General features: G+C 59.8%; 20 protein-coding genes. 16 read left to right on the forward strand and 4 right to left on the reverse strand.

Features of this window, described 5'->3' with window-relative positions; genetic code table 11:
• Positions 1–208: 208 nt before the first annotated feature.
• The 9 genes from pyrR to recG all read left to right on the forward strand — a co-directional run bounded on the left by pyrR (position 209) and on the right by recG (position 12,117).
• Positions 209–742 carry a bifunctional pyr operon transcriptional regulator/uracil phosphoribosyltransferase PyrR gene (pyrR, locus tag K7R21_RS04130; protein WP_216499051.1) on the forward strand — a complete coding sequence of 178 codons (534 nt, stop codon included), beginning with the start codon at positions 209–211 and terminating at the stop codon, positions 740–742.
• 208 nt (positions 743–950) lie between these two features.
• A complete protein-coding gene (locus K7R21_RS04135; protein WP_224982021.1) occupies positions 951–1,883 on the forward strand; it encodes an aspartate carbamoyltransferase catalytic subunit in 933 nt (310 codons plus the stop codon).
• A gap of 68 nt (positions 1,884–1,951) precedes the next feature.
• On the forward strand, positions 1,952–3,226 hold the full coding sequence (locus K7R21_RS04140; RefSeq protein WP_224982022.1) for a dihydroorotase: 1,275 nt from the start codon (positions 1,952–1,954) through the stop codon (positions 3,224–3,226).
• Positions 3,227–3,429: 203 nt separating this feature from the next.
• On the forward strand, positions 3,430–4,554 hold the full coding sequence (gene carA, locus K7R21_RS04145) for a glutamine-hydrolyzing carbamoyl-phosphate synthase small subunit (RefSeq protein WP_224982023.1): 1,125 nt from the start codon (positions 3,430–3,432) through the stop codon (positions 4,552–4,554).
• A gap of 126 nt (positions 4,555–4,680) precedes the next feature.
• Positions 4,681–5,598 (forward strand): radical SAM protein, encoded by a 918-nt coding sequence (locus tag K7R21_RS04150; protein WP_224982024.1) that lies wholly within the window; start codon positions 4,681–4,683, stop codon positions 5,596–5,598.
• A gap of 71 nt (positions 5,599–5,669) precedes the next feature.
• Positions 5,670–8,915 carry a carbamoyl-phosphate synthase large subunit gene (gene carB, locus K7R21_RS04155; RefSeq protein ID WP_224982025.1) on the forward strand — a complete coding sequence of 1,082 codons (3,246 nt, stop codon included), beginning with the start codon at positions 5,670–5,672 and terminating at the stop codon, positions 8,913–8,915.
• Positions 8,916–9,021: 106 nt separating this feature from the next.
• A complete protein-coding gene (gene greA / locus K7R21_RS04160) occupies positions 9,022–9,498 on the forward strand; it encodes a transcription elongation factor GreA (RefSeq protein WP_216499045.1) in 477 nt (158 codons plus the stop codon).
• A 66-nt stretch (positions 9,499–9,564) separates the two neighbouring features.
• Positions 9,565–9,762 (forward strand): DUF1858 domain-containing protein, encoded by a 198-nt coding sequence (locus tag K7R21_RS04165; protein ID WP_183346418.1) that lies wholly within the window; start codon positions 9,565–9,567, stop codon positions 9,760–9,762.
• Positions 9,763–9,810: 48 nt separating this feature from the next.
• Positions 9,811–12,117 (forward strand): ATP-dependent DNA helicase RecG, encoded by a 2,307-nt coding sequence (recG, locus tag K7R21_RS04170; protein ID WP_224982026.1) that lies wholly within the window; start codon positions 9,811–9,813, stop codon positions 12,115–12,117.
• Positions 12,118–12,150: 33 nt separating this feature from the next.
• Here the strand turns inward: recG and K7R21_RS04175 are convergent, their stop codons facing one another.
• Together K7R21_RS04175 and yefM are read right to left on the reverse strand one after the other, a co-directional pair.
• On the reverse strand, positions 12,151–12,405 hold the full coding sequence (locus K7R21_RS04175) for a Txe/YoeB family addiction module toxin (RefSeq protein ID WP_224982027.1): 255 nt from the start codon (positions 12,403–12,405) through the stop codon (positions 12,151–12,153).
• Positions 12,402–12,653: a YoeB-YefM toxin-antitoxin system antitoxin YefM gene (gene yefM / locus K7R21_RS04180; RefSeq protein ID WP_224982028.1), complete on the reverse strand. Its 252-nt coding sequence runs from the start codon at positions 12,651–12,653 to the stop codon at positions 12,402–12,404. The genes K7R21_RS04175 and yefM overlap by 4 nt, the downstream gene beginning before the upstream one ends.
• Before the next feature lie 162 nt (positions 12,654–12,815).
• Here yefM and K7R21_RS04185 point away from each other — a divergent pair, with 162 nt between their 5' ends.
• Positions 12,816–13,562 (forward strand): ABC transporter ATP-binding protein, encoded by a 747-nt coding sequence (locus tag K7R21_RS04185; RefSeq protein WP_224982029.1) that lies wholly within the window; start codon positions 12,816–12,818, stop codon positions 13,560–13,562.
• The gene (locus K7R21_RS04190) at positions 13,562–14,347 is read left to right on the forward strand and encodes an ABC transporter permease (protein ID WP_224982030.1); all 786 of its coding nucleotides are present in this window, start codon (positions 13,562–13,564) and stop codon (positions 14,345–14,347) included. The genes K7R21_RS04185 and K7R21_RS04190 overlap by 1 nt, the downstream gene beginning before the upstream one ends.
• A 265-nt stretch (positions 14,348–14,612) precedes the next feature.
• Here the strand turns inward: K7R21_RS04190 and K7R21_RS04195 are convergent, their stop codons facing one another.
• Together K7R21_RS04195 and K7R21_RS04200 are read right to left on the reverse strand one after the other, a co-directional pair.
• Positions 14,613–15,665 carry a threonine aldolase family protein gene (locus tag K7R21_RS04195; protein WP_224982031.1) on the reverse strand — a complete coding sequence of 351 codons (1,053 nt, stop codon included), beginning with the start codon at positions 15,663–15,665 and terminating at the stop codon, positions 14,613–14,615.
• A gap of 107 nt (positions 15,666–15,772) precedes the next feature.
• Positions 15,773–16,711 (reverse strand): DMT family transporter, encoded by a 939-nt coding sequence (locus K7R21_RS04200; RefSeq protein WP_224983409.1) that lies wholly within the window; start codon positions 16,709–16,711, stop codon positions 15,773–15,775.
• A 154-nt stretch (positions 16,712–16,865) separates the two neighbouring features.
• Between K7R21_RS04200 and K7R21_RS04205 the strand changes: the two genes are divergently transcribed.
• The 5 genes from K7R21_RS04205 (at position 16,866) to K7R21_RS04225 (ending at position 22,072) form a co-directional block, all read left to right on the forward strand.
• The gene (locus tag K7R21_RS04205) at positions 16,866–17,609 is read left to right on the forward strand and encodes a basic amino acid ABC transporter substrate-binding protein (protein WP_224982032.1); all 744 of its coding nucleotides are present in this window, start codon (positions 16,866–16,868) and stop codon (positions 17,607–17,609) included.
• A gap of 144 nt (positions 17,610–17,753) precedes the next feature.
• Complete coding sequence (locus K7R21_RS04210; protein ID WP_224982033.1) at positions 17,754–18,539, forward strand: amino acid ABC transporter permease; 786 nt, start codon at positions 17,754–17,756, stop codon at positions 18,537–18,539.
• Positions 18,526–19,272 carry an amino acid ABC transporter ATP-binding protein gene (locus K7R21_RS04215; RefSeq protein ID WP_318248321.1) on the forward strand — a complete coding sequence of 249 codons (747 nt, stop codon included), beginning with the start codon at positions 18,526–18,528 and terminating at the stop codon, positions 19,270–19,272. The genes K7R21_RS04210 and K7R21_RS04215 overlap by 14 nt, the downstream gene beginning before the upstream one ends.
• 153 nt (positions 19,273–19,425) lie before the next feature.
• Positions 19,426–20,733: a porin gene (locus K7R21_RS04220; RefSeq protein WP_224982034.1), complete on the forward strand. Its 1,308-nt coding sequence runs from the start codon at positions 19,426–19,428 to the stop codon at positions 20,731–20,733.
• A gap of 145 nt (positions 20,734–20,878) precedes the next feature.
• Complete coding sequence (locus tag K7R21_RS04225; RefSeq protein WP_224982035.1) at positions 20,879–22,072, forward strand: ABC transporter substrate-binding protein; 1,194 nt, start codon at positions 20,879–20,881, stop codon at positions 22,070–22,072.
• Positions 22,073–22,347: the final 275 nt, after the last annotated feature.

The raw sequence follows: 22,347 nt of genomic DNA on the forward strand, positions 1-22,347 counted from the left end.
CTCGATGCTACTTTGTCACAAATTTATTCGTTGCCTTTTAAATTAGCCCCGTGAGGTTAGCAAAGGTGAAGCATAAAGCACTCTTTTACTATCTAAAGAAAGAGCCTTTTCGCCCACTTGCGCGGAAAGGCTCTTTTTAATTACGCGCCCCGGCGCGACACGAAAACCGATTCATGACAGGCGCTTACGCCGATGACAGGGGGTTATTATGGCTGAAAACACTGTGATACTGGATGGCACCGGCGTTAAAAGGGCCCTGACCAGGATAGCCCACGAGGTGCTCGAGAAGAACAAGGGGGTCGAGGGGCTCGTGCTGGTCGGCATCAGGACCGGCGGCGTGCACTTGGCCCAGGAACTGGGCGCCCGCCTGAGCGAGATCGAAGGGGTCGAGGTTCCCGTCGGCGCCGTGGACATCACCATGTACCGCGACGACATCAAGGGGCACCACGAGCACCTGCCGGTCGGCAAGACTGAGCTTCCTTTCTCCGTGGAAGGAAAGAAGGTGGTGCTCGTCGACGACGTCCTCTTCACCGGTCGCACCATCCGTGCCGCCATGGACGCCATCTTCGACCAGGGGCGTCCCTCGTGCATCCAGCTTGCAGTGTTGGTGGACCGCGGGCACCGCGACCTTCCCATTCGTGCCGACTTCGTGGGGCGCAACGTACCGACCAGCCGCAGCGAGAACATCATGGTCGCCTTCGACGCCGACAACAAGCCGACCGAGGTTATCCTGCAGAAGTAGAAGGCGCTACACAGTTTGGCTGCACCCTCATCCGCCCCTTCGGGGCACCTTCTCCCGGAGGGAGAAGGGATGGTGAGCCCTCGCCCCTGCGGGAGAGGGCGGCCGCAGACCGGGTGAGGGAAGGTTTTGATGCACTTGCAATCTGTCTGATCGTTTTCAACGCGCCACGTACGGTGCGTGGCGTAAAACTAGTTTCTGGGGGGGGACCATGGGTTTCAGGCACAAAGACATCATCGCCCTGAAGGATCTGACCAAGGAGGAGATCGAACTGCTCCTCGATACGGCGGACAACCTAAGCGAGATCAACCAGCGGGACATCAAGAAGGTGCCGACTCTGCGCGGCAAGACGGTGATCAACCTTTTCTACGAGGCCTCCACCAGGACCCGTACCTCCTTCGAGATCGCGGCGAAACGTTTATCCGCCGACGCCGTCAACATCACCGCGTCGACCAGTTCCGTGGTCAAGGGCGAAACCCTCTCCGACACCGCCGCCAACATCCTCGCCATGAAACCCGACATCATCGTCATGCGCCACTCGGTTTCCGGCGCCCACGAATACCTCGCCAAGCGCGTTTCCTGCTCCGTGATCAACGCCGGTGACGGTGCGCACGAGCACCCCTCGCAGGGGCTTTTGGACATGCTCACCATGCGCCAGAAGTTCGGCAAGCTGGCCGGTTTGAAGGTCGCCATCGTTGGCGACATCACCCACAGCCGCGTGGCCCGCTCCAACATCTACGGACTCACTACCATGGGCGCCAAGGTCTTTCTGGCCGGGCCGCCGACCATGATGCCCCCCGGCATCGAGCGGTTGGGCAACGTGACCGTCTGCAAGGACATGCGCGAGGCGGTGGACCAGGCCGACGTGGTCATGATGCTCAGGATCCAGTTGGAACGCCAGGGCAAGACCCTGCTTCCCAGCATGCGTGAATACTCCCGCTACTTCGGCCTCAACCCCACGGTCCTCGCCCTGGCTAAGAAAGACGCCATCGTCATGCACCCCGGCCCGATCAACCGCGGCGTGGAGCTCGCTTCTTCGGTCGCCGATTGCGACCAGTCCGCGATCATGAAACAGGTCGAGAACGGCGTGGCGGTCAGGATGGCCATGCTGTACCACGTCTGTGGCGGAGAGCCGGTCGAGTAGTCAGAGGTCGTTGCGCTTCTTGTCTTTGTGGAACCTAAAACAGTTTCTGTTTTTTGGAGGGTATAGAGATGAATCTTCTGATAAAAGGTGGGCGCGTGATCGATCCTTCCCAAGGGATCGACGAAACCATGGATGTGCTGATTGCCGACGGTGTAGTCCTCGAGCTGGGGCAGGGCATCGCGGCACCGGAGGGGACCCAGACCATCGACGCCTCCGGGCTCCTGGTCACCCCGGGCCTGATCGATATGCACGTGCACCTGCGCGATCCGGGCCTCGAGTACAAAGAGGACATCGCCACCGGCAGCCGCGCAGCTGCCGCCGGCGGCTTCACGTCCGTTGCTTGCATGCCCAATACCTCGCCGGTGATCGACAACAAGGCGGTCGCCTGCTACGTGGTCAACAAGGCCAAGAGCGAGGCGCTGGTCAACGTCTTCCCGATCGGCTCCATCACCAAGGGGAGCAAGGGAGACAGCCTGGCCGAGATGGGCGACCTCAAAGAGGCTGGCTGCGTGGCAGTCTCCGATGACGGCAAGCCGGTGTGCAACTCCGAACTGATGCGCCGCGCGCTCGAGTACGCCAAGGGGATCGGCATCACCGTCATCTCCCACTCCGAGGACCTCGCCTTGGTAGGCGAGGGGGTGATGAACGAAGGGTTCGTCTCCACCGAGCTCGGGCTCAAGGGGATCCCGTGGGCGGCCGAAGATATCGCGGTGGCCCGCGAGGTGTACCTCGCCGAGTTCGCGTGTGCACCGGTGCATATCGCCCACATCTCCACCGCCGGTTCCGCACGTATCATCCGTAATGCCAAGGCACGCGGCGTGAAGGTGACCTGCGAGACCGCGCCGCACTACTTCACCCTGACCGACGATGCGGTGCGCGGCTACAACACAAACGCCAAGATGAACCCGCCGCTCAGAGGCGAGTCCGACGTGGCGGCCATGAAGGCGGCGCTTGCCGACGGCACCATTGACGCCATCGCCACCGACCACGCTCCGCACCACCCGGACGAGAAGGACGTCGAGTTTAACGTGGCCCTCAACGGCATCGTCGGCCTGGAAACCTCCCTGCCGCTCTCGCTGAAGCTGGTCGAAGAAGGGGTGCTGGATCTTAAAGGGCTGGTTTCGGTGATGTCCTGCAACCCGGCGAAAATCCTCGGGCTCGATCGCGGCACCCTGAGGGTCGGTGCGGTCGGCGACGTCACCGTCATCGACCCGGCCAAGGAGTGGCAGGTAGACGCGGCCAAGCTGGAGTCTAAGTCGAAGAACTCGCCCTTCCTGGGCTGGCAGATGAAAGGGAAGGCGGTGTACACCGTGGTCAAGGGACAGGTGGTGCACCAGGCATAGCAGTCGCTTTCTCCGGAAGGAGACGCCGTGCTGATGGCAACGCCCTCATCCGCCCCTCCGGGGCACCTTCTCCCGGCGGGAGAAGGAACCTGATACCCTCGCCCTCCGGGAGAGGGTGGCCGAAGGCCGGGTGAGGGGCTTTTCGAGATTTAATTACGCGCCCTGCGGCGCGGCAGAAATATAACGGATTCGGGAGAAGATACATGAAAGCAGTGCTGGCTCTGGCGGACGGCCGGATTTTTAAAGGGAAGGCCTTCGGCGCAACGGGCGAAACCAGCGGCGAGGTGGTGTTCAACACCGCCATGTCGGGATACCAGGAAGTGCTCACCGACCCCTCGTACAAGGGGCAGATGGTCACCATGACCTATACCCAGATCGGTAACACGGGGATCAACCCGGAGGATGTCGAGAGCAACCAGCTCTACCTCTCCGGCTTCATCGTGCGCGAGTACCTCGACTGCTACTCCAACTACCGCGCCACCATGAGCCTGGACGCCTACCTGAAGGAGAACGGCGTGGTCGGTATCCAAGGGATCGACACCCGCGCCCTGACCCGGCACCTGCGCGACAAGGGCGCCCAGAACGGCATTATCTCCACCATCGACTTCGATCCGGAGAGCCTGGTGAAAAAGGCCCGCGCCATCCCGTCCATGAGTGGCCTGGACCTCGCCACCGGCGTCACCTGCTCCGCCCCCTACCACTGGACCCAGGGGCTGTGGGACCTGCAGACCGGCTACCCGGAAGTCGACAAGAGGGATCTCAAGTACAAGGTGGTCGCCTACGACTTCGGCATCAAGCTGAACATCCTGCGCTGCCTGGTCTCCGCCGGTTGCGACGTAACAGTTGTACCGGCAACCTTCCCGGCTGAGTCGGCGCTGGCCATGAACCCGGACGGCATCTTCCTCTCCAACGGCCCGGGCGACCCGGAGCCGATGAAGGAAGTCATCGAGAACATCAAGAAGTTCGTGGGCAAGAAGCCGATCTTCGGCATCTGCCTCGGGCACCAGCTCCTTGGTCTTGCCCTCGGTGGCCGCACCATCAAGCTGAAGTTCGGCAACCACGGCTCCAACCTGCCGGTCATGGACATCGCCACCAAGAAGGTCGAGATCACTGCCCAGAACCACGGCTTCTCCGTCGACATCCTGTCGCTCGCAAACGTCGCCGGTCTCGCCCATGAGAACCTGAACGACCAGACCGTCGAGGGGATGGCGCACAAGACGCTCCCCATCTTCTCGGTGCAGCACCACCCCGAGGCGTCCCCCGGGCCGCACGACTCGCACTACCTGTTCAACAGGTTCGTGGAGATGATGGAGAAGCATAAAGGGTAATGGACCTTCCCCCCTCCCAGCCTCCCCCCTCCAGGGGGAGGTGCTAAGAGTCCCCGCCCCCGGAGGGGGAGGGTTAGGGAGGGGGAAGCTGTTCAGTGAGAAGTTGAAGGAAGTGATAGTAGGTTGATGAAATACAAAGAGCTTTATGAAAATGGCGAGCTGTCCCGGCGCATCAAATTGGCCTACGCCCGCCTCGCTGCCTGCGACCTTTGCCCCCACGCCTGCGGCGTCAACCGCCTGAAAGGGGAGACGGGGCTGTGCGAAAGCGGTAAGGAAGTCCGGATCGCCTCCGCCAACGTGCACCGCGGCGAGGAACCGCCCATCTCCGGCACCAAGGGCTCCGGCACCATCTTCCTGTCGGGATGCACCCTGAACTGCAAGTTCTGCCAGAACTTCCCGATCAGCCAGTTGAGAAACGGAACCGACCTGACGGTGGGACAGTTGGCGGACAAGATGGTGGGGTTGCAGAAGAAGGGCGTGCACAACATAAACTTCGTCACGCCGACCCACTTCACGCCGCAGATCCTTGCCGCGCTCTACCTCGCCATCCGCAAGGGATTCCGGATCCCGATCGTGTGGAATACGAGTGGTTACGAGAAGCTCGACACGCTGGCCCTGCTGGACGGCGTGGTGGATATCTACCTGCCGGACATGAAGTACTGCTGCAACGATGTTGCCGTAAAGCTGTCCGGTGCCAAGGGATATGCCGAGGTTAATCGGCTGGCCCTGCCCGAGATGCTGCGACAGGTGGGGCACCTGGAATGTGACGACGACGGCATCGCCGTGCGCGGCTTGATCGTGCGGCACCTGGTGTTGCCGCTCGGGCAGGCGGGGAGCCCGGAGACGCTGGCCTGGATCGCAGAGAACCTGGGCACTGAGACGCACATCGCCCTGATGAGCCAGTTTTTCCCTGCCCACGCCGCGGCACAGACGCCGGGGATAGAGAGAAGGATCACCAGCGAAGAGTACGCCGAGGCGGTCGAGGCGCTGGAAGAGCTGGAGCTGGAAAACGGGTGGGTGCAGGACGAACCGCTGGGCGAATAATCGTTCGCCCGCCTTTAAAGATTCGCTTTCACGGAACGTGTTTAATAAAGAGAGTAATGGAGTGATTTACAATGCCTAAACGCACAGACATCAAGAAGATCCTCATCATCGGCGCGGGCCCGATCGTCATCGGCCAGGCGTGCGAGTTCGACTACTCCGGCACCCAGGCCTGCAAGGCCCTCAAGGAGGAGGGATACCAGGTAGTCCTCCTCAACTCAAACCCGGCGACCATCATGACCGACCCGGACTTCGCCGACGCCACCTACATCGAGCCGGTGACCCCGGAGGTCCTGGCCAGGATCATCGAGAAGGAGCGCCCGGACGCGGTGCTGCCTACCCTTGGCGGACAGACCGCGCTGAACACCGCTGTGGCGGTGGCCGAGAACGGAACCCTGGAGAAGTTCGGGGTGGAACTGATCGGCGCGAAGCTCCCGGCCATCAAGAAGGCCGAGGACCGCACCCTGTTCAAGGAGGCGATGGTCAGAATCGGCCTCGATATCCCGAGGTCGGGTCTGGCGCACAACTACCAGGAGTCGATGGAGGTGATCAAGCACGTCGGCTTCCCGGCCATCATCCGCCCCTCCTTCACCCTGGGCGGCACCGGCGGCGGCATCGCCTACAACATGGAAGAGTACGAGCGCATGTCCATGGCCGGCATCGAGGCGTCCCCGACCGACGAGATCCTGGTCGAGGAGTCCCTTATCGGCTGGAAGGAGTATGAGCTCGAGGTGATGCGCGACACTGCCGACAACGTCGTCATCATCTGCTCCATCGAGAACTTCGACGCCATGGGTGTCCACACCGGCGACTCCATCACCGTAGCCCCGGCGCAGACCCTGACCGACAAGGAATACCAGATCCTGCGCGACGCCTCGCTCAAGATCATCCGCGAGATCGGCGTCGACACCGGCGGGTCGAACATCCAGTTCGGCATCAACCCGAAAAACGGCCGCCTCATCGTCATCGAGATGAACCCGCGCGTCTCCCGCTCTTCGGCGCTCGCCTCCAAGGCGACCGGCTTCCCGATCGCCAAGATCGCCGCCAAGCTCGCCGTCGGCTATACCCTGGACGAGATCACCAACGACATCACCAAGGAAACACCGGCCTGCTTCGAGCCGACCATCGACTACGTGGTGACCAAGATCCCGCGCTTCACCTTTGAGAAGTTCCCGGCAGCCGACGCGACCCTCACTACCCAGATGAAGTCGGTAGGCGAGGTCATGTCCATCGGCCGTACCTTCAAGGAGAGCTTCCAGAAGGCGCTCCGCTCGCTGGAGATCGGCTCCTGCGGCTTCGAGTCCCGCTTCTTTGGCGTGGGCGGCGATACCCGTCGTGCTCTCACCGAGAAAGAACGCACCCTGCTGCTGGACAAGCTCAGGACCCCCAACTGCGACCGTCTCTGGTACGTGGGCGACGCTTTCCGCTGCGGCATGACCGTGGAGGAGATCTACGCGCTCACCGCCATTGATCCCTGGTTCCTGCACAACATCCGCCAGATCATCGAGATGGAGGAGTGCCTGAAAGAGGCCGACCTCAAGGCCAGCGGCGATGTGCTGCGCGATACCCTCTGGGACGCCAAGCGCTACGGCTTCTCCGACAAGTACCTGGCACAGCTCTGGAAGATCACCGAGGGTGAGGTACGCGAACTGCGTCTCGCCAACGGCATCAAGCCGGTCTTCAAGCGGGTCGACACCTGCGCCGCCGAGTTCGTGGCCCACACCCCGTACCTCTACTCGACCTACGAGGAGGAGTGCGAGGCTGAGCCGACCGACCGTAAGAAGATCATCATCCTGGGCGGCGGACCCAACCGCATCGGCCAGGGGATCGAGTTCGACTACTGCTGCGTGCACGGCGTGTTTGCCCTCTCCGAGGACGGCTACGAGACCATCATGGTCAACTGCAACCCGGAGACCGTCTCCACCGACTACGACACCTCCGATCGTCTCTATTTCGAGCCGCTCACCCTGGAGGACGTGCTCAACATCGTCGACGTTGAGAAGCCGACCGGCGTCATCGTGCAGTTCGGCGGACAGACGCCGCTCAAACTGGCGGTGGCACTGGAGAAGGCGGGCGTGCCCATCATCGGCACCTCGCCGGACGCCATCGACCGCGCCGAGGACCGTGAGCGCTTCCAGGAGATGCTGCAGAAGCTGAACCTGCGCCAACCCGAGAACGGCACCGCCCGTTCCTTCGAAGAGGCCGAGGCCGTCGCCGACCGCATCGGCTACCCGGTTGTGGTCCGTCCCTCCTACGTCCTGGGCGGCCGCGCCATGGAGATCGTGTACGACGTGGACAACCTGCGCCGCTACATGCACACCGCGGTGCAGGCTTCCCCGGAACACCCGATCCTGATCGACAAGTTCCTGGACGAGGCGATCGAGATCGACGTGGACGCCCTGTGCGACGGCACCATCGCCGTCATCGGCGGTATCATGGAGCACATCGAGGAAGCGGGTATCCATTCCGGTGACTCGGCCTGCTCGCTGCCGCCGTACTCCATCTCCCCGGAGATCGTCGAGGAGATCAGGCGCCAGACCAAGGTGATGGCGCTGGAGCTGAACGTTAAGGGCCTGATGAACGTCCAGTACGCCGTCAAGAACGACGACATCTATATCATCGAGGTCAACCCGCGGGCCTCCCGCACCTCGCCGTTCGTGTCAAAGGCGACCGGCAGGCCGCTGGCGAAGATCGCGGCCCGTATCATGGCCGGCAAGTCCCTCACCGAACTGGGTGTCACCGAGGAGATCATCCCCGAGCACATCTCGGTGAAAGAGTCAGTGTTCCCGTTTGCCAAGTTCCCCGGCGTCGACACCATCCTCGGGCCGGAAATGAAGTCGACCGGCGAGGTCATGGGCATCGGCGAGACCTTCGCCAAGGCTTTCGCGAAGGCCCAGATGGGTGCCAACGTGAAGCTGCCGACCACAGGTAAAGTCTTCATATCAGTGAAGGACGCCGACAAAAAACATATTGTCACCGCAGCAAAAAGACTGTATGATCAGGGCTTCGAACTGGTCGCCACGCGCGGTACGGCAACCTACCTGCAGGAAAAGGGAATCCCCGTCCAGGTGATCAACAAGGTGCTCGAAGGGCGCCCCCACATCGTGGATGCGATCAAGAACAACGAGATCTGCATGGTGATCAACACCACCCACGGTGCACAAGCGGTGGCAGACTCCTACTCGATCCGCAGGAACACCCTGATCAACAACGTCGCCTACTACACGACGGCATCGGGGGCACGGGCAGCGGTCGACGGCATCATCGCGACGGCGCAGGCCAAGCTGGAAGTGAAGTCCATCCAGGAATATCTGAAGTAACCGACCAGGGAGCGCCGCACTAGGCGCTCCCTTTCCAAATCCAGCACATGCAGCACAGCGGGGGGCCTCCAGGCCCCCCTATAAGTTCATCAAGGAGCAAAATACGATGTCTCAGACAGTTCCATTGACCAAGGAGAGTTACGAGGCCCTGCAGGAGGACCTCAAACGCCTGATTAAGGAAGAGCGCCCCAAGGTAATCCAGGATATCGCAGAGGCCAGGGCACACGGCGATCTCTCTGAAAATGCGGAGTACGATGCGGCCAAGAACCGTCAGGGTTTCATCGAGGGGCGCATATTGGAGCTGCAGGACAAACTGGCGCGGGCCTACGTGGTCGACCTCTCCAACCTGAAGCCGGACAAGGTGGTCTTTGGCGCCACGGTCACCGTGTACGACACCGCGACCGAAGAAGAGATCACCTACAAGATCGTCGGCGAGGACGAGGCCGACATCAAGCTGGGCAAGATCTCCTGTACTTCGCCGGTAGGCAAGGCGCTGATCGGGCACAAGCTGGATGACACCGTCCGCGTCAGCGTTCCCTCCGGGATGAAGGAATACGAGATCATCGAGATCCGCTACGAATAAAAGCAGCACTCACCCGTTTCGCACCACAACCAACATGCGCGCCAGCGCGTGACCAGGAGGATTTACATGGCTCAGGTAACCAAGGACATGACTTTTGCCGCAGTGATGAGGATGCACCCGGACGTCGTCAAGGTGCTCGCTAAATACAACCTCGGCTGCATCGGCTGCATGGGCGCTCAGAACGAGTCCCTCGAGCAGGGCTGCGCCGCTCACGGCATCAGCGTCGACGACATCGTCGCCGACCTCAACAAGATCTTCGAATAACAACGACCGGCGCCCGGAGCTTGCTTCGGGCGCCTTTCTTTTCCTTCCATGCCAATCATAACGCTCGCACCAGACGGGTCGCTCAAGCTTCCGGAACAGCTCAGGGATTCCCTGAAGCTCGGTCCCGGCGACCAGGTCTGCGTCGAGATCGCCGACGGCGCCCTCCGCATTACCCGTCACGTTCCGGCCCCCAAGCCTGCTAAACCCGTCAACTCTGCACCAACCACCGTCATTTCCGTCCCCGAACAACTGAAGACCCCGATGACCGCCATCAAGGGAGTGGGGCCCAAGCTCGCCGATCTTCTGGCCAAAAAGGGGATCGCGACGGTCGAGGATGCCCTGTTCCTTCTCCCCAACCGTTACGAGGACCGGCGCCAGCTCAAGCGGATCTCCGAACTGCGTCCCGGCAACTCCGAGGCGTTCTTTGCCACGGTTGTTTCCGCTGAGGCGCAGGTCACCAAGGGGGGGCGGCGCTACTTCGAGACCATCGTCAGGGACGAGACCGGCAGCCTCTCGCTCAAGTGGTTCAACTTCCATTCGCAGTTCCTCAAGAAGCAGTTCGTTGCCGGTAGGCGCGGCATCTTCATCGGGGACGTGTCCCAGTTCGGATTCCAGCGCGAGATGCACCACCCCGAGGTGGAGTGGGCCGGCGAGGGGGAGGAGATCGAGCAGGTCATGGCGCGCGACCCGGAGAACTTCGGGCGGATCCTCCCCGTGTACCCGCTCACCGAGGGGGTGAGTCAGAAGGTGATGCGCCGCATTATGCGCGACACCGTGCCCCGCTACAGCCGCTACGTGAAGGAGGCACTACCGGAAGACCTCCTGCGCCGGCATCGCCTTTTAAGCCTGCCGGTGTCGCTCAGGGAAGCGCACCAGCCAGATCCTTCCAATTCGCTTGCCGATCTCAACAGCGGGCGCTCGGCAGCACATCGCTCGCTCGCCTTTGACGAACTGTTTTTCCTGCAGCTTGGGCTTGCCATGAAGAAGCGCGGCATCGCGCTCGAGGATGGCATCAGCTTCCAGGTTAGCCACCGCTACACCAAGGAACTGCTGAAGCTGCTACCTTTCAATCTGACCGGCGCGCAGAAGCGGGTTCTCTCGGAAATCAAGGAGGACATGATCGCGCCGCATCCGATGCACCGCCTGGTGCAGGGGGACGTCGGCTGCGGCAAGACGCTGGTGGCCCTCATGGCCGCGCTGATCTGCGTTGAGAACGACTACCAGGTCGCCATCATGGCTCCGACGGAACTTCTGGCCGAGCAGCACTACCTGAACATCCACAGCTACTGCGAGAAACTTGGCATCTCCGTTTCCCTTTTGACTGCGAGCATCAAGGGGAAGAACGACACGCTTGAGAAAATCGCCTCCGGCGAGACCCGCATCGTGGTAGGGACGCATGCCATGATCCAGGATAAGGTCGAGTTCCACCGACTGGGTCTGGGCATCATCGACGAGCAGCACCGTTTCGGCGTGGTGCAGCGCGCGTTGTTGAAGAAGAAGGGGAGCAACCCGGACATCCTGGTGATGACCGCGACGCCGATCCCGCGCACCCTGTCTATGACCGTTTTCGGCGACCTCTCCCTTTCCGTGATCGACGAGTTGCCGCCTGGCCGCACCCCGATCGAGACCCGCATGGTGCGCGAGTCGCGCCGGCGTGAGGTCTATTCCCTGGTGCGCGAGGAGGTTGGGAAGGGGAGGCAGGCCTACGTCATCTACCCGTTGGTAGAGGAGTCGGAGAAGATCGACCTGAAGGCCGCGGTGCAGATGGCCGAGCACCTGGCCCAGGAGGTATTCCCTGACCTGCGCGTCGCCGTGCTGCATGGCCGGATGAGCGCCGTCGAAAAGGAAGCGGTGATGAAGGGATTCAAGGCTGGGGAGACCGACATCCTGGTGTCCACCACCGTCATCGAGGTGGGCATCGACGTTCCCAACGCGACCGTCATGGTGATCGAGCACGCCGAGCGCTTCGGGCTCTCGCAGTTGCACCAGTTGCGCGGCAGGGTAGGGCGCGGTAGCGAGCGTTCCCGCTGCATCCTCTTGGCGGGCGACAAGCTCTCCGAGGACGGCCAGAAGCGGTTGGAGGTGATGGTGAAAAGCTCCGACGGCTTCGTCATCGCCGAAGCCGATCTGCAGATCCGTGGTCCCGGCGACTTCCTCGGCACCAGGCAGGCAGGTCTTCCGGAGTTGCGGGTTGCCGACATACTGCGTGACGGCGGAGTGCTGGAACAGGCGCGCAAGGATGCCTTCGCGCTGGTTGAGAAGGATCCTGAACTGGAGCAGACGGGGCATGAGAGGCTGCGTGGAGAGCTGATGCTACGTTGGGGTGGGCGGCTGGAGTTGGCGTCGATCGGATGAGGCTCTACTTTCAGCTCTCGTGGTAGCGGTCGCTCAGTAGTGATAGCGGAGTTGTGCAATCGTCACGGTGTCATCTTCAACCTTGTAGATAATGCGGTGCTCCTCGTTTATTCTGCGGGACCAATAGCCTGAGAGGGCGTGCTTCAGCGGTTCCGGTTTCCCGATCCCCTCGTGTGGTGTTCTTTGGATCTCTCTGATAAGAGTGTTGATTCTCTTGGCAACTTTCTTGTCGACACCTTGCCAATAGAGATAATCCTCCCAAGCAATTTCCGAGAAGATCAGTTTCACTCGATCAACTCTCTTTCGACACCCTTGCCCGTTTCAAGCTGCGCGATAGACTCCAGCAGGCGTCGTACGTTCTTCGGACTTCTCAGGAGATAAGCGGTTTCTTCAAGGGCTTCGTAGTCATCCAGAGACATCATCACCACCGGCTTCGCCGCCTTTCGGGTAATGATTATGGGGGCATGGTCATCGCAAACCTTTTCCATTGTTTCTGCGAGGTTACTGCGGGCTGAGCTGTAAGTAATCGTATTCATATGCTTCCTCTTTTGTTGGTTGTACTACTAATGGTACAATACGATATGTTGCGCCTCAAGTCAAATGCTGTGCGGTAGCCAAGCGGAGAAGGTATAGGGAAGGGTGGGGGACTGCTGGGTTTTTGAGTAGAGAGAGGTGTTTGGGGAGGAACTGATACAGGTATGGTTACAGTTGATGATGTTTCCTTTTTAGGACGCAGCGCCGATGGCGCCAGCGTGACGTTGCTGGATGGCATCTCCTTTTCCGCCAAGGCGGGTGAGATAACCGCCATCATCGGGCCTTCGGGAGGCGGCAAGAGTACGCTGATCCGGCTGATCAACCGACTCACGGAGCCGAGCGGGGGACGCATATCGGTCGGCCGGGCGGACATTGCCACCATGGACCCGCTTCAGTTGCGGCGGCTGGTGGCGCTGGTGCCGCAGAAGCCATTCATGTTCGAGGGGACGGTCCTCGACAACCTGCAGATGCCCTTTTGCTACCGGCACGAGGCTCTACCTGCTGCGCAAAGCGCCGAGGTTGCCGAGGTGCTAACGCTGGCGCGGCTGGACCGGGAACTGCTGGAACGCGACGCGCGCTCTCTGTCACTGGGACAGCAGCAGCGCGTCGGGGTGGCCCGGGCTTTGATCACGAAGCCCAAGGTGCTCCTGCTGGACGAGCCGACGAGCGCGCTGGACCGCAGGACTTCGGATGAACTGGCCGTCACCCTGCGCGAGATCTGCCACGGCAGGAACCTCACCATGATCATGGTGACTCACGATCTGCGCCTGACCGAAAAGGTGGCAGACTACTGCTTCTACCTCGAGGCAGGACAGATCCTGGAGCAGGGGAGGGCGGCCGAGTTCCTGGTGCACCCGGCCACCGTGGAACTGCAAAGGTTCCTGTCCGAACCTTCGGACCAGGAGGGATAATGGATAATCAGGGCTTGGTTAATCTCGGCATCCTGGATCTCGTGGTCGCCTATGGCCTAGTGCTTGTCGCCATCGGGCTCGCCAGGCTGAAGCGGATCGGCCAGGAAGGGCAGATGTTCTGGGCATCGCTGCGGATGGTGTTCCAGTTGCTGGCGGTCGGTTACCTGCTTCATTTCATCTTCGCCGTGCAGCACCCGCTGCCCGTGCTGGCGATCCTGCTGGTCATGGGAGGCTTTTCGCTGCAGGTGATCGGCTCGCGCATCAAACGCAAGATGCCACGTTTCTACCAGGTGGTGGGGACGGCACTCTTGATCGGCTGCGGGGGCGTCACCTTCGTCTTCTGCTCGCTGGTGGTGCACTATTCCCCCTGGTACGATCCGCGCTACCTGATTCCCCTGGCCGGGATGATCATCGGCAACTCTATGAACAGTGCAAGCCTCGCGGCCGAGCGCCTGGGGGCCGAGATGCGAGAGCGGCGCGAGGAGATAGAGACCGCACTTTGCCTGGGAGCGAGTGCGCGCCAGGCTGCGAAACCGGCGTTACGAAACGCCTTCCGCGCCGCCATCATGCCGACCGCCAACACCATGGCTGCCATGGGGATCGTATCGCTTCCCGGCATGATGACCGGCCAGATCCTCTCCGGGACGGAGCCGATGGTGGCGGTCCGCTACCAAGTGGCCATCATGTGTGCCATCACCGGTGCCGTCGCCATCACTGCGTATCTCATCGTGTTGCAAGGCTACCGGAGCTACTTCACCAAGGCTCAGCAGTTGGAGATGTTGTAGGATTAAACGAAAAACAATATCAGGAATTTTCTGATGCAATTAGAAAGGGACGCCAACACTAGTTCGGCGTCCCTTCATCTTTTACAGCAAATAAATTTTTTGGTGAGGTTGATCTTCTGCGTCCCTCTTCCTCCGGGAGAGGGTGCCCGAAGGGTGGGTGAGGGAGGTTTGGAGTGGCAATACCCTCACCCTAGCCCTCTCCCAGAGGGAGAGGGGAGTGTGAACGCCTGTAGTAGATGGCAAGGCCTAACCAGGTTGTGGAGGGTTAAACACACGCCTTGATGTCTGCCACCAGGTTGGCGACCTCATCCACCTTGGTGTCCCAGGAGCACATGAAGCGGGCGCCGCCGGAGCCGATGAAGGTGTAGAAGTGCCAACCGCGAGCCCTGAGGGCTTCCAGCGCTTCCGGCGCCATCTCAAGGAAGACGGAGTTGGCCTGGCTTTCGAACATGATGCGCACTTGCGGTATCTTCTTGATCTCGTTTGCCAAAAGGCGCGCGCAGCTGTTGGCGTGCGCGGCGTTTCTGAGCCAGGCGCCGCTTTCCAACATGCCGATCCAGGGTGCCGTCAGGAAACGCATTTTGGAGGCCAGTTGCCCGGCTTGCTTGCAGCGGTAGTCGAACTCGTAGGCGAGTTCCTTGTTGAAGAAGACGACCGCCTCGCCCACGGCAAACCCGTTCTTGGTCCCGCCGAAGGTGAGAACGTCGACACCGGCCTGCCAGCTGATCTCCTTAGGGGCGACGTTGAGGGCGGCAACCGCGTTAGCGAAACGCGCACCGTCCATGTGCACCCGCAGGTCGAACCTCTTCGCCAGTTCCCCGATCGCCTGCAGTTCCGCCACGGAGTAGAGCGTGCCCAGTTCGGTCGCCTGGGTGATGCTCAAGGCGCGCGCCTTGGGGTAGTGGATGTCGCTGCGCTTGGTGATGGTGTGCTCGACGGCATCGAGGTTGATCTTGCCGTTGTCGCCCGGCACCAAAAGCACCTTGGTGCCGTTGGAAAAGAACTCGGAGGCGCCGCACTCGTCGGTTTCGATGTGCGCCATCTCGTGGCAGACAATAGAGTGGTAGGACTGGCACAGCGATGCCAGCGCAAGCGAGTTGGCCGCGGTGCCGTTGAAAACGAAGAAGACCTCGCAGTCGGTTTCGAAAAGCTCGCGGATCTTCTCGCACGCCTGGGCCGTCCAGCGGTCGTCGCCGTAGGAACTCGCCAGTCCGCTGTTGGCCTCCGCCATCGCCTGCCATGCCTCCGCGCAGATCCCTGCGTAGTTGTCGCTGGCGAAATGGTGCTTAAGCTCGCTGTGGTCTCCTGTGTTTATCATCGCGTCCCCTTTTTGGTGCGGCATTGCGCCCAGTGTGCGTGTGTCGGTATGGCTAGATCGAAAAAATTATTATAAGGAGAAACCGGTGTCAACCGATAACTTGCCGGTCACCCTTCGGCGGCGACACTGACGCTCGCGTCGCTGTCGGCGCCATCCGGGAGCAATTCGGAAACGATCATGCCCGCCAGGATCAGAACGGCCCCGAGCAACCCCAGGACGCCAAGCCGCTCGCCGGCCGCATAGTATGCGTAGGCCGCGGCAAAGACGGGCTCGGTGCAGAAGATGAGCGCAGTATGGGCGGGGCTGATCCACTTCTGCATGGTGGTCTGCACCAGGAAGGCAAAGATAGTGGCGATCAGCACGCAGACCACCAGGGTCCAGAGCAGTTCAGGGTGCCAGACGAAGACTTCCTGGCCACGCGCCTGTGCTGATGCGAGGCTCAACAGGCCTACCACGGACAGTTGCAAGGTGGTGAGCAAGTAGACGTCGCTGTCGGCGTGGCGGGTGAAATGGCTGGTATAGAGCAGGTGCAGTGCGACGCAGGCCCCGCAAATGGCCCCCAGGATGTCCCCGATATTGAAGCTCAGGCTGCCGTCGGTGCAGAGCAGGAACAACCCCGGTGTCGCGAGACCGACACCCCACCTGATTCCGGCGCCCACGGCATGTCGGAAAATGGCGGCTCCGAACAGCGGTACCAACAGGACGCTGAGTCCGGTGAGAAAGCCGGTGTTCGATGCGCTGGTGTACTTCAGGGCGACGGTCTGGAAGGCGTAGGAAGCAAATAAGAGGATTCCAAGAATGGTCCCGTGTGTGAGCAGTCTGGCTTTTACTCTATTAGTGCGCGTTAAAGCGATGGGAAGCATGATTGCAGCAGCAATTAGAAATCTTTGAGATAGGAAAACGAATACGTCAACCTTGCTGATGGCGTCCTTCACCACAGTGAAAGTTACGCCCCAGAAGAACGTTGTTATCAAAAGAAGTATACCCGCACGAATTTTTTTCACAGATCCCAAAGTAATTTTGACCTCATAAAACCTTGAATTCACTAAATTGTGGTAAGACAAGTTAACATGGGCTTAAACCGAGCGCAATGTCTAATTAATAAGTGGTTGACAAGAGGGTGAATTAGCTTTAAAAGTATGCGGCGAAAACGTAAATGGTGTATGCCGTTTAATATTAAAGACATTTTATGGAGGAAGCATGAAAGCACTTCGTACTCTGACTGCAGTTTTGGCTTTGGGACTTTGTTTTGTGTCCGCGGCTTTCGCCGCACCGAAAGCGATCACCGTCGCGTCTGACGCAACCTGGCCGCCGATGGAGTTTGTTGACGCCAACAAGAAGATTGTCGGCTTCGACATCGATTTCATGACTGCTGTCGCCAAAGAGGCCGGTCTGCAGGTCACCTTCAAGAACACCGCTTGGGACGGCATCTTTGCCGGCGTGGAAGCCGGTCAGTACGACGCCATCATCTCCTCGGTCACCATCACCCCGGAGCGCCAGGCCAAGTACGATTTCACCACTCCTTACGTCCAGATCGGCCAGATCCTGGTAGTGCCCAAGGCTGAGAAGGGCACCAAGATCGCAGACCTCAAAGGCAAGAAGGTTGGCGCGCAGATCGGCACCACCGGCGCCATGGAAGTCAAGAAGGTTGCCGGTGTCGAGCTGAAGACCTACGACGAAGTCGGCCTGGCTTTCGAAGACATGGCTGCCGGTCGCATCGCCGGTGTCGTCTGCGACGAGCCGACCGCCATTACCTACGCCCTGCAGAAGAAGGAGTACAGCTCCAAGTTCAAGATCGTGGGCAAGTCCTTCACCAAAGAGGCTTACGGCATCGTGGTCAAGAAAGGCAACAAGGAGCTGGTGGCCCAGTTGAATAAGGGAATCGCAGCGGTTCAGAAAAAGAAGATCGACGCACAGCTCAAGAAGAAGTGGCAGCTTAAGTAACGGCACAAAAAGCTCCTGCAGAACGGATCGCTACCCGACAGTAGCAACCGCTTCTGCAGGAGCTTTCTTTAAAAGAAAGACGCAGCACAGCAGCGCATCAATAAGAGCCGGCACACCGCCGGCGCGGGACGGTCACAAGAAAGCATGAGTACTGAAGCAAAAAAGCAGATTATCGATGTAGGGGACGGCGCCGCCATTCCCCGTAAAAGCGACCGCGGCCTGTTCACCGCCTGGCGCATAGCGTTCTTTGGCGCCATCGGCACCATTGCCTACCTGGTCTGGAGCAGACCGGACCCGTACCTCAACATTATCAAGTTCGTTCCCGACGGCATCGCGGTGACCTTCCAGGTGACCCTCGGGGCGATACTCCTGGCAATCGTCATTGGCCTCATCACCGGCCTGGGCCGGATCTCCAAGAACCGGTTCTTCAACGGCGTCGCCTCCCTGTACGTCGAAGTCATTCGCGGTATCCCGCTGCTGGTGCAGATCTTCTACATCTACTATGCACTGGGTACCATCGTGAAGGTTCCGGCCATCCTTTCCGCCATCATCGCCATGGCCGTCTGCTATGGCGCCTACATGGGCGAGGTGGTACGCGCCGGGATCGAGTCCATCGCCAAGGGACAGCGCGAGGCTGCCCTCTCCCTGGGGATGAACGGCCGTCAGACCATGATTCACGTCATCCTGCCGCAAGCGGTGAAGGTTATCCTGCCGCCGGTAGGCAACGAGTTCATCGCTCTTTTGAAGGACTCCTCGCTGGTCTCCATCATCGCGGTCGCCGACCTTTTGCGCCGCGGCCGCGAGTACGCCTCCGAGTCCTTCACCTATTTTGAGACCTACACGGTCATCGCGCTGATCTACCTGATCATCACCTTGTTCTTCTCGAAGATCATCGGCGTAATGGAGGAGCGTGTCAGTGTCAACAAATAGCCGCAGGAAAATGGTAGAGGCAAAGGAAATCATCAAGGTCTACGGTTCTTTCCGTGCGCTGGATCGCGTTTCCATGGACATCTACGACGGTGAAAAGGTCGTTATCATAGGTCCTTCCGGTTCCGGCAAATCGACCCTGCTGCGCTCCATCAACAGGCTCGAGGAGATCGACCGCGGCACCATCGTCGTGGACGGCATGGATCTTTACGACCCGAAGACCGACATCACCAAGGTGCGCGAGGAAGTGGGCATGGTGTTCCAGTCCTTCAACCTGTTCCCGCACAAGACCGTGCTGGAGAACCTGACGCTGGCCCAGATCGTGGTGCGCAAGCGTTCGAAGCAGGAGGCCGAAGAGAAGGCCATGATGCTTCTGGAGCGCGTGGGTCTCGCCGCGAAGGCAAGATCGTATCCGGGCAAGCTGTCGGGCGGACAGCAGCAGCGCGTTGCCATCGCGCGTTCGCTGGCCATGGACCCGAAGCTCATGCTGTTCGACGAGCCGACCTCCGCGCTCGACCCCGAGATGATCGGCGAAGTGCTCGACGTCATGAAGGATTTGGCAAGGGACGGCATGACCATGGCCGTGGTCACGCACGAGATGGGCTTCGCGCGTGAAGTGGCCGACCGCGTCATTTTCATGGACGCGGGTCGCATCGTGGAGGAGGGCACTCCAGAGCACTTCTTCACCGCGCCCACGCACGAGCGCGCCAAGTTGTTTTTGAGCCAGATATTGTAATTTATCCCTGGCCCCTGCGTCAGTAGGGGCCAGTTCTGTATCCGGGTTTTTTTAATTCAATCGATGAAAGGGGGGATAGGGTTCTTCTCAGTTTTACCGGGCAACACAGTTTAAAAATGCTGTAATGCAATTACTACACAACGAGGAGGCAGTATGAAAAAAAGCAACAAGAAGCTCTTAGTAGTAGCCATCGCAACCGCACTGACCGCAGCATCCGCAGGCTCCGCACTCGCTCTCGAGAACCAGTTCAGCGGCGCATTCACCACGTTCTTCGACGTATCCAACTACAACAACACCGGCGTCATTGCCAACAGCCCGAAGACCGCTAACTATTTCGTTGAGCGCGTTCGTCTCGGCTACACCGCCAAGGCTGACGACCATGTCAAACTCGTTACTAAGTTCGAGTTCGACTACAACAACTGGGGTAACAGCTCCTATAACACAAGCTCCGCCGATGGCTCTCTTGCCACTCGTGGTGGCGGCGGCGCCCTCGGTGCCGACACGACCAACATTGAGACCAAGCACCTTTACCTCGACCTCAACTATCCGGCTCTCAACACCAAGATCGGTATGATGCCTTACAACGATGCCTTCAAAGGTATTGTGTTCGACGCAGATATGGCAGGTGTGCTCCTCTCGCACGACTACTCCAATGCAAGCATCGCAGCTGGCTTCTTCCGTTTCGCCGATTCCAACAATACCTTTACCGAGACCCTCGGCCGCAAGACCCATGACATGTTCTCTCTGGACGGTAGCTACAAGGTGTCCAAGGACCTGACCCTCGGCGCCGGCTACTACTTCATCAAGGACAACAGCGAAACTAATGGCACCCCGGATCTCACCGTCCACACCTTGGGCGTGAACGCAGCCGGCAACGTCGGCCCGGTGGCACTGAGCGGCTTCGCAGTTAAGCAGTTCGGCGACCTTGCCGCTAACGTAGATGCAAAAGGTTACGCCTTCAACCTCGGCGCGAAAATGCCGGCGGGCGGTGGTACCGCACGTGCCAACTTCCTCTACGTTTCCGGCGGCAAAGATGCCTTCTACGTAGCAACCGGCAATGGCGGCACCGAAGGCGGCCAGTTCTACGATTCCGAGATGACCATTCTCGGTCGTGACAAGTGGGCAACCACCATCGATAACGCCATCATCTACGACGTGAACAACAACGGCGAAGGCGTCATCATGGGCACCCTGGGCTACGACTACAACTTCACCGACAAGCTCTCTGGTGCCGCTAACGTTGGTTTCGCTTCCATCGCTAAGGATGGCGTTGTTCGTCCCGCGAGGAACTCCGGTGAGAGCAACTACCTCGGCACCGAGATCAACGCTGAAGCTTACTACAAGCTCAGCGCCAACGTTACCCTGGGCGCTCGTGCAGGTTACGTCATCCTCGGCGACTACTTCGCCAACGGTTCCGACAACCCGTACGACCTGAAGCTCATTGCTAACTACAGCTTCTAAGACAGCATGCTCTCTCCGGCACTACCTGTGCCGGAGAGAGATTCAATGCCACTGTCTTGACAAACAAGTAGTGACAATTAGAATCTGTTGACGTGTTGGAGCTGTACCTGACAATGTGACTCATCAACCCAAGGAGGTAGTCTGCATGAGCTTTAAGAAGATCAGCGCGTTGCTGCTGGTAGCAATGCTGGCAGTCGGTGCATTCGGCTGCAAGAAGAAAGAAGAGGCCAAAGAGGGCGCAGCTCCGGCTGCAGCACCGGCTGGTAACACCATCAAGATCGGCTTCCTCGGCGCCCTCACCGGCGACGTGGCCATGTTCGGCAAACCGACCCTCGAAGGCATGAAGATGGCTGCCGACGAGATCAACGCTGCCGGCGGCATCCAGGGCAAGAAGATCGAGATCGTTGAAGCCGATAACCGTGGCGACAAGCAGGAAGGCGCTTCCGTAACCCAGAAGTTCATCTCCCGTGACAACGTCACCGCCATCGTTGGCGACCCGACCACCGGCATCACCAAGGTTGCCGCTCCGATCGCGCAGAAAGCAGGCGTTGTGCTCCTCTCCGCAGGCGCAACCGGCCCGGGCGTCGTCGAAGTGGGCGACTTCATCTTCCGCGACACCCTGCTCGACTCCATCGCCATCCCGGCCTGCATCGAGTACTTCGCGAAAGACCTCGGCTTCAAGAAAGTAGCCATCGTGACTTCCGACAACAACGACTACTCCGTCGGTCTGTCCCAGACCTTCCGCGATGCTGCCGCCAAGGTTCCGTCCATCAAGATCGTTGCTGACGAGAAAGTGAAAGACGGCGACAAGGACTTCTCCGCTCAGATCACCAACATCAAGAGCAAGAAGCCGGACGTCATCCTGTTCTCCGGTTACTACACCGAAGGCGCTCTCATCATGAAAGAGGCCCGCAAGCAGGGTCTGAAGGCTCCGATGTTCGGCGGCGACGGCCTGTTCTCCCCGAAATTCATCGAGCTGGGCGGCCCGGCCGTCGAGGGCTCCATGTCCGCTCTGGGCTTCTCCACCGAGCAGGCAGCTCCTGCTACCGCCAAGTTCATCGAGGCGTTCAAAGCCAAGCACAACGGCGAACTCCCGGGCCTGTTCGACGCCCAGGGCTACGACGCTGTAATGCTGCTGGCCGACGCCATGAAGCGCGCTAACAGCGTTGACCCGAAAGTCTTCAAAGGCACCCTGGCACAGACCAAGAAATTCGAAGGCGTTTCCGGCACCATCAGCATGCAGGCTAACCGCGAGCCGATCAAGAGCCCGCTGAGCCTCCTCGCAGTCAAGGACGGCAAGTTCGTCCTCAAGGCAAAAGTACCCGTCAAGATGGACTAATGCCTGACCTCGCAGTACCGACGGCCCCTGCTTCGGCAGGGGCCGTTTTTTTTTGCCCTCAAAGCTTCACGCACTGGCGCACGCCGCAGGGGGCAAAGATAAACCTTCAAACCGTTTAACAGGGATGAAAGTGATAAAAAGGATAAAGGCTTGAATTTTAACTTCATTGGCTTCAAAACCTAGAGTCTTTTGGTTTTATCCCCTTTATCCCTGTTCGTTTATGTCTTTTGGGTTTTCCCCCAGTATTTGCTGTTACCGATTACCCTTGACAACTT

It is taken from the genome of Geomonas agri (genome assembly GCF_020179605.1).
Lineage (GTDB): Bacteria > Desulfobacterota > Desulfuromonadia > Geobacterales > Geobacteraceae > Geomonas > Geomonas agri.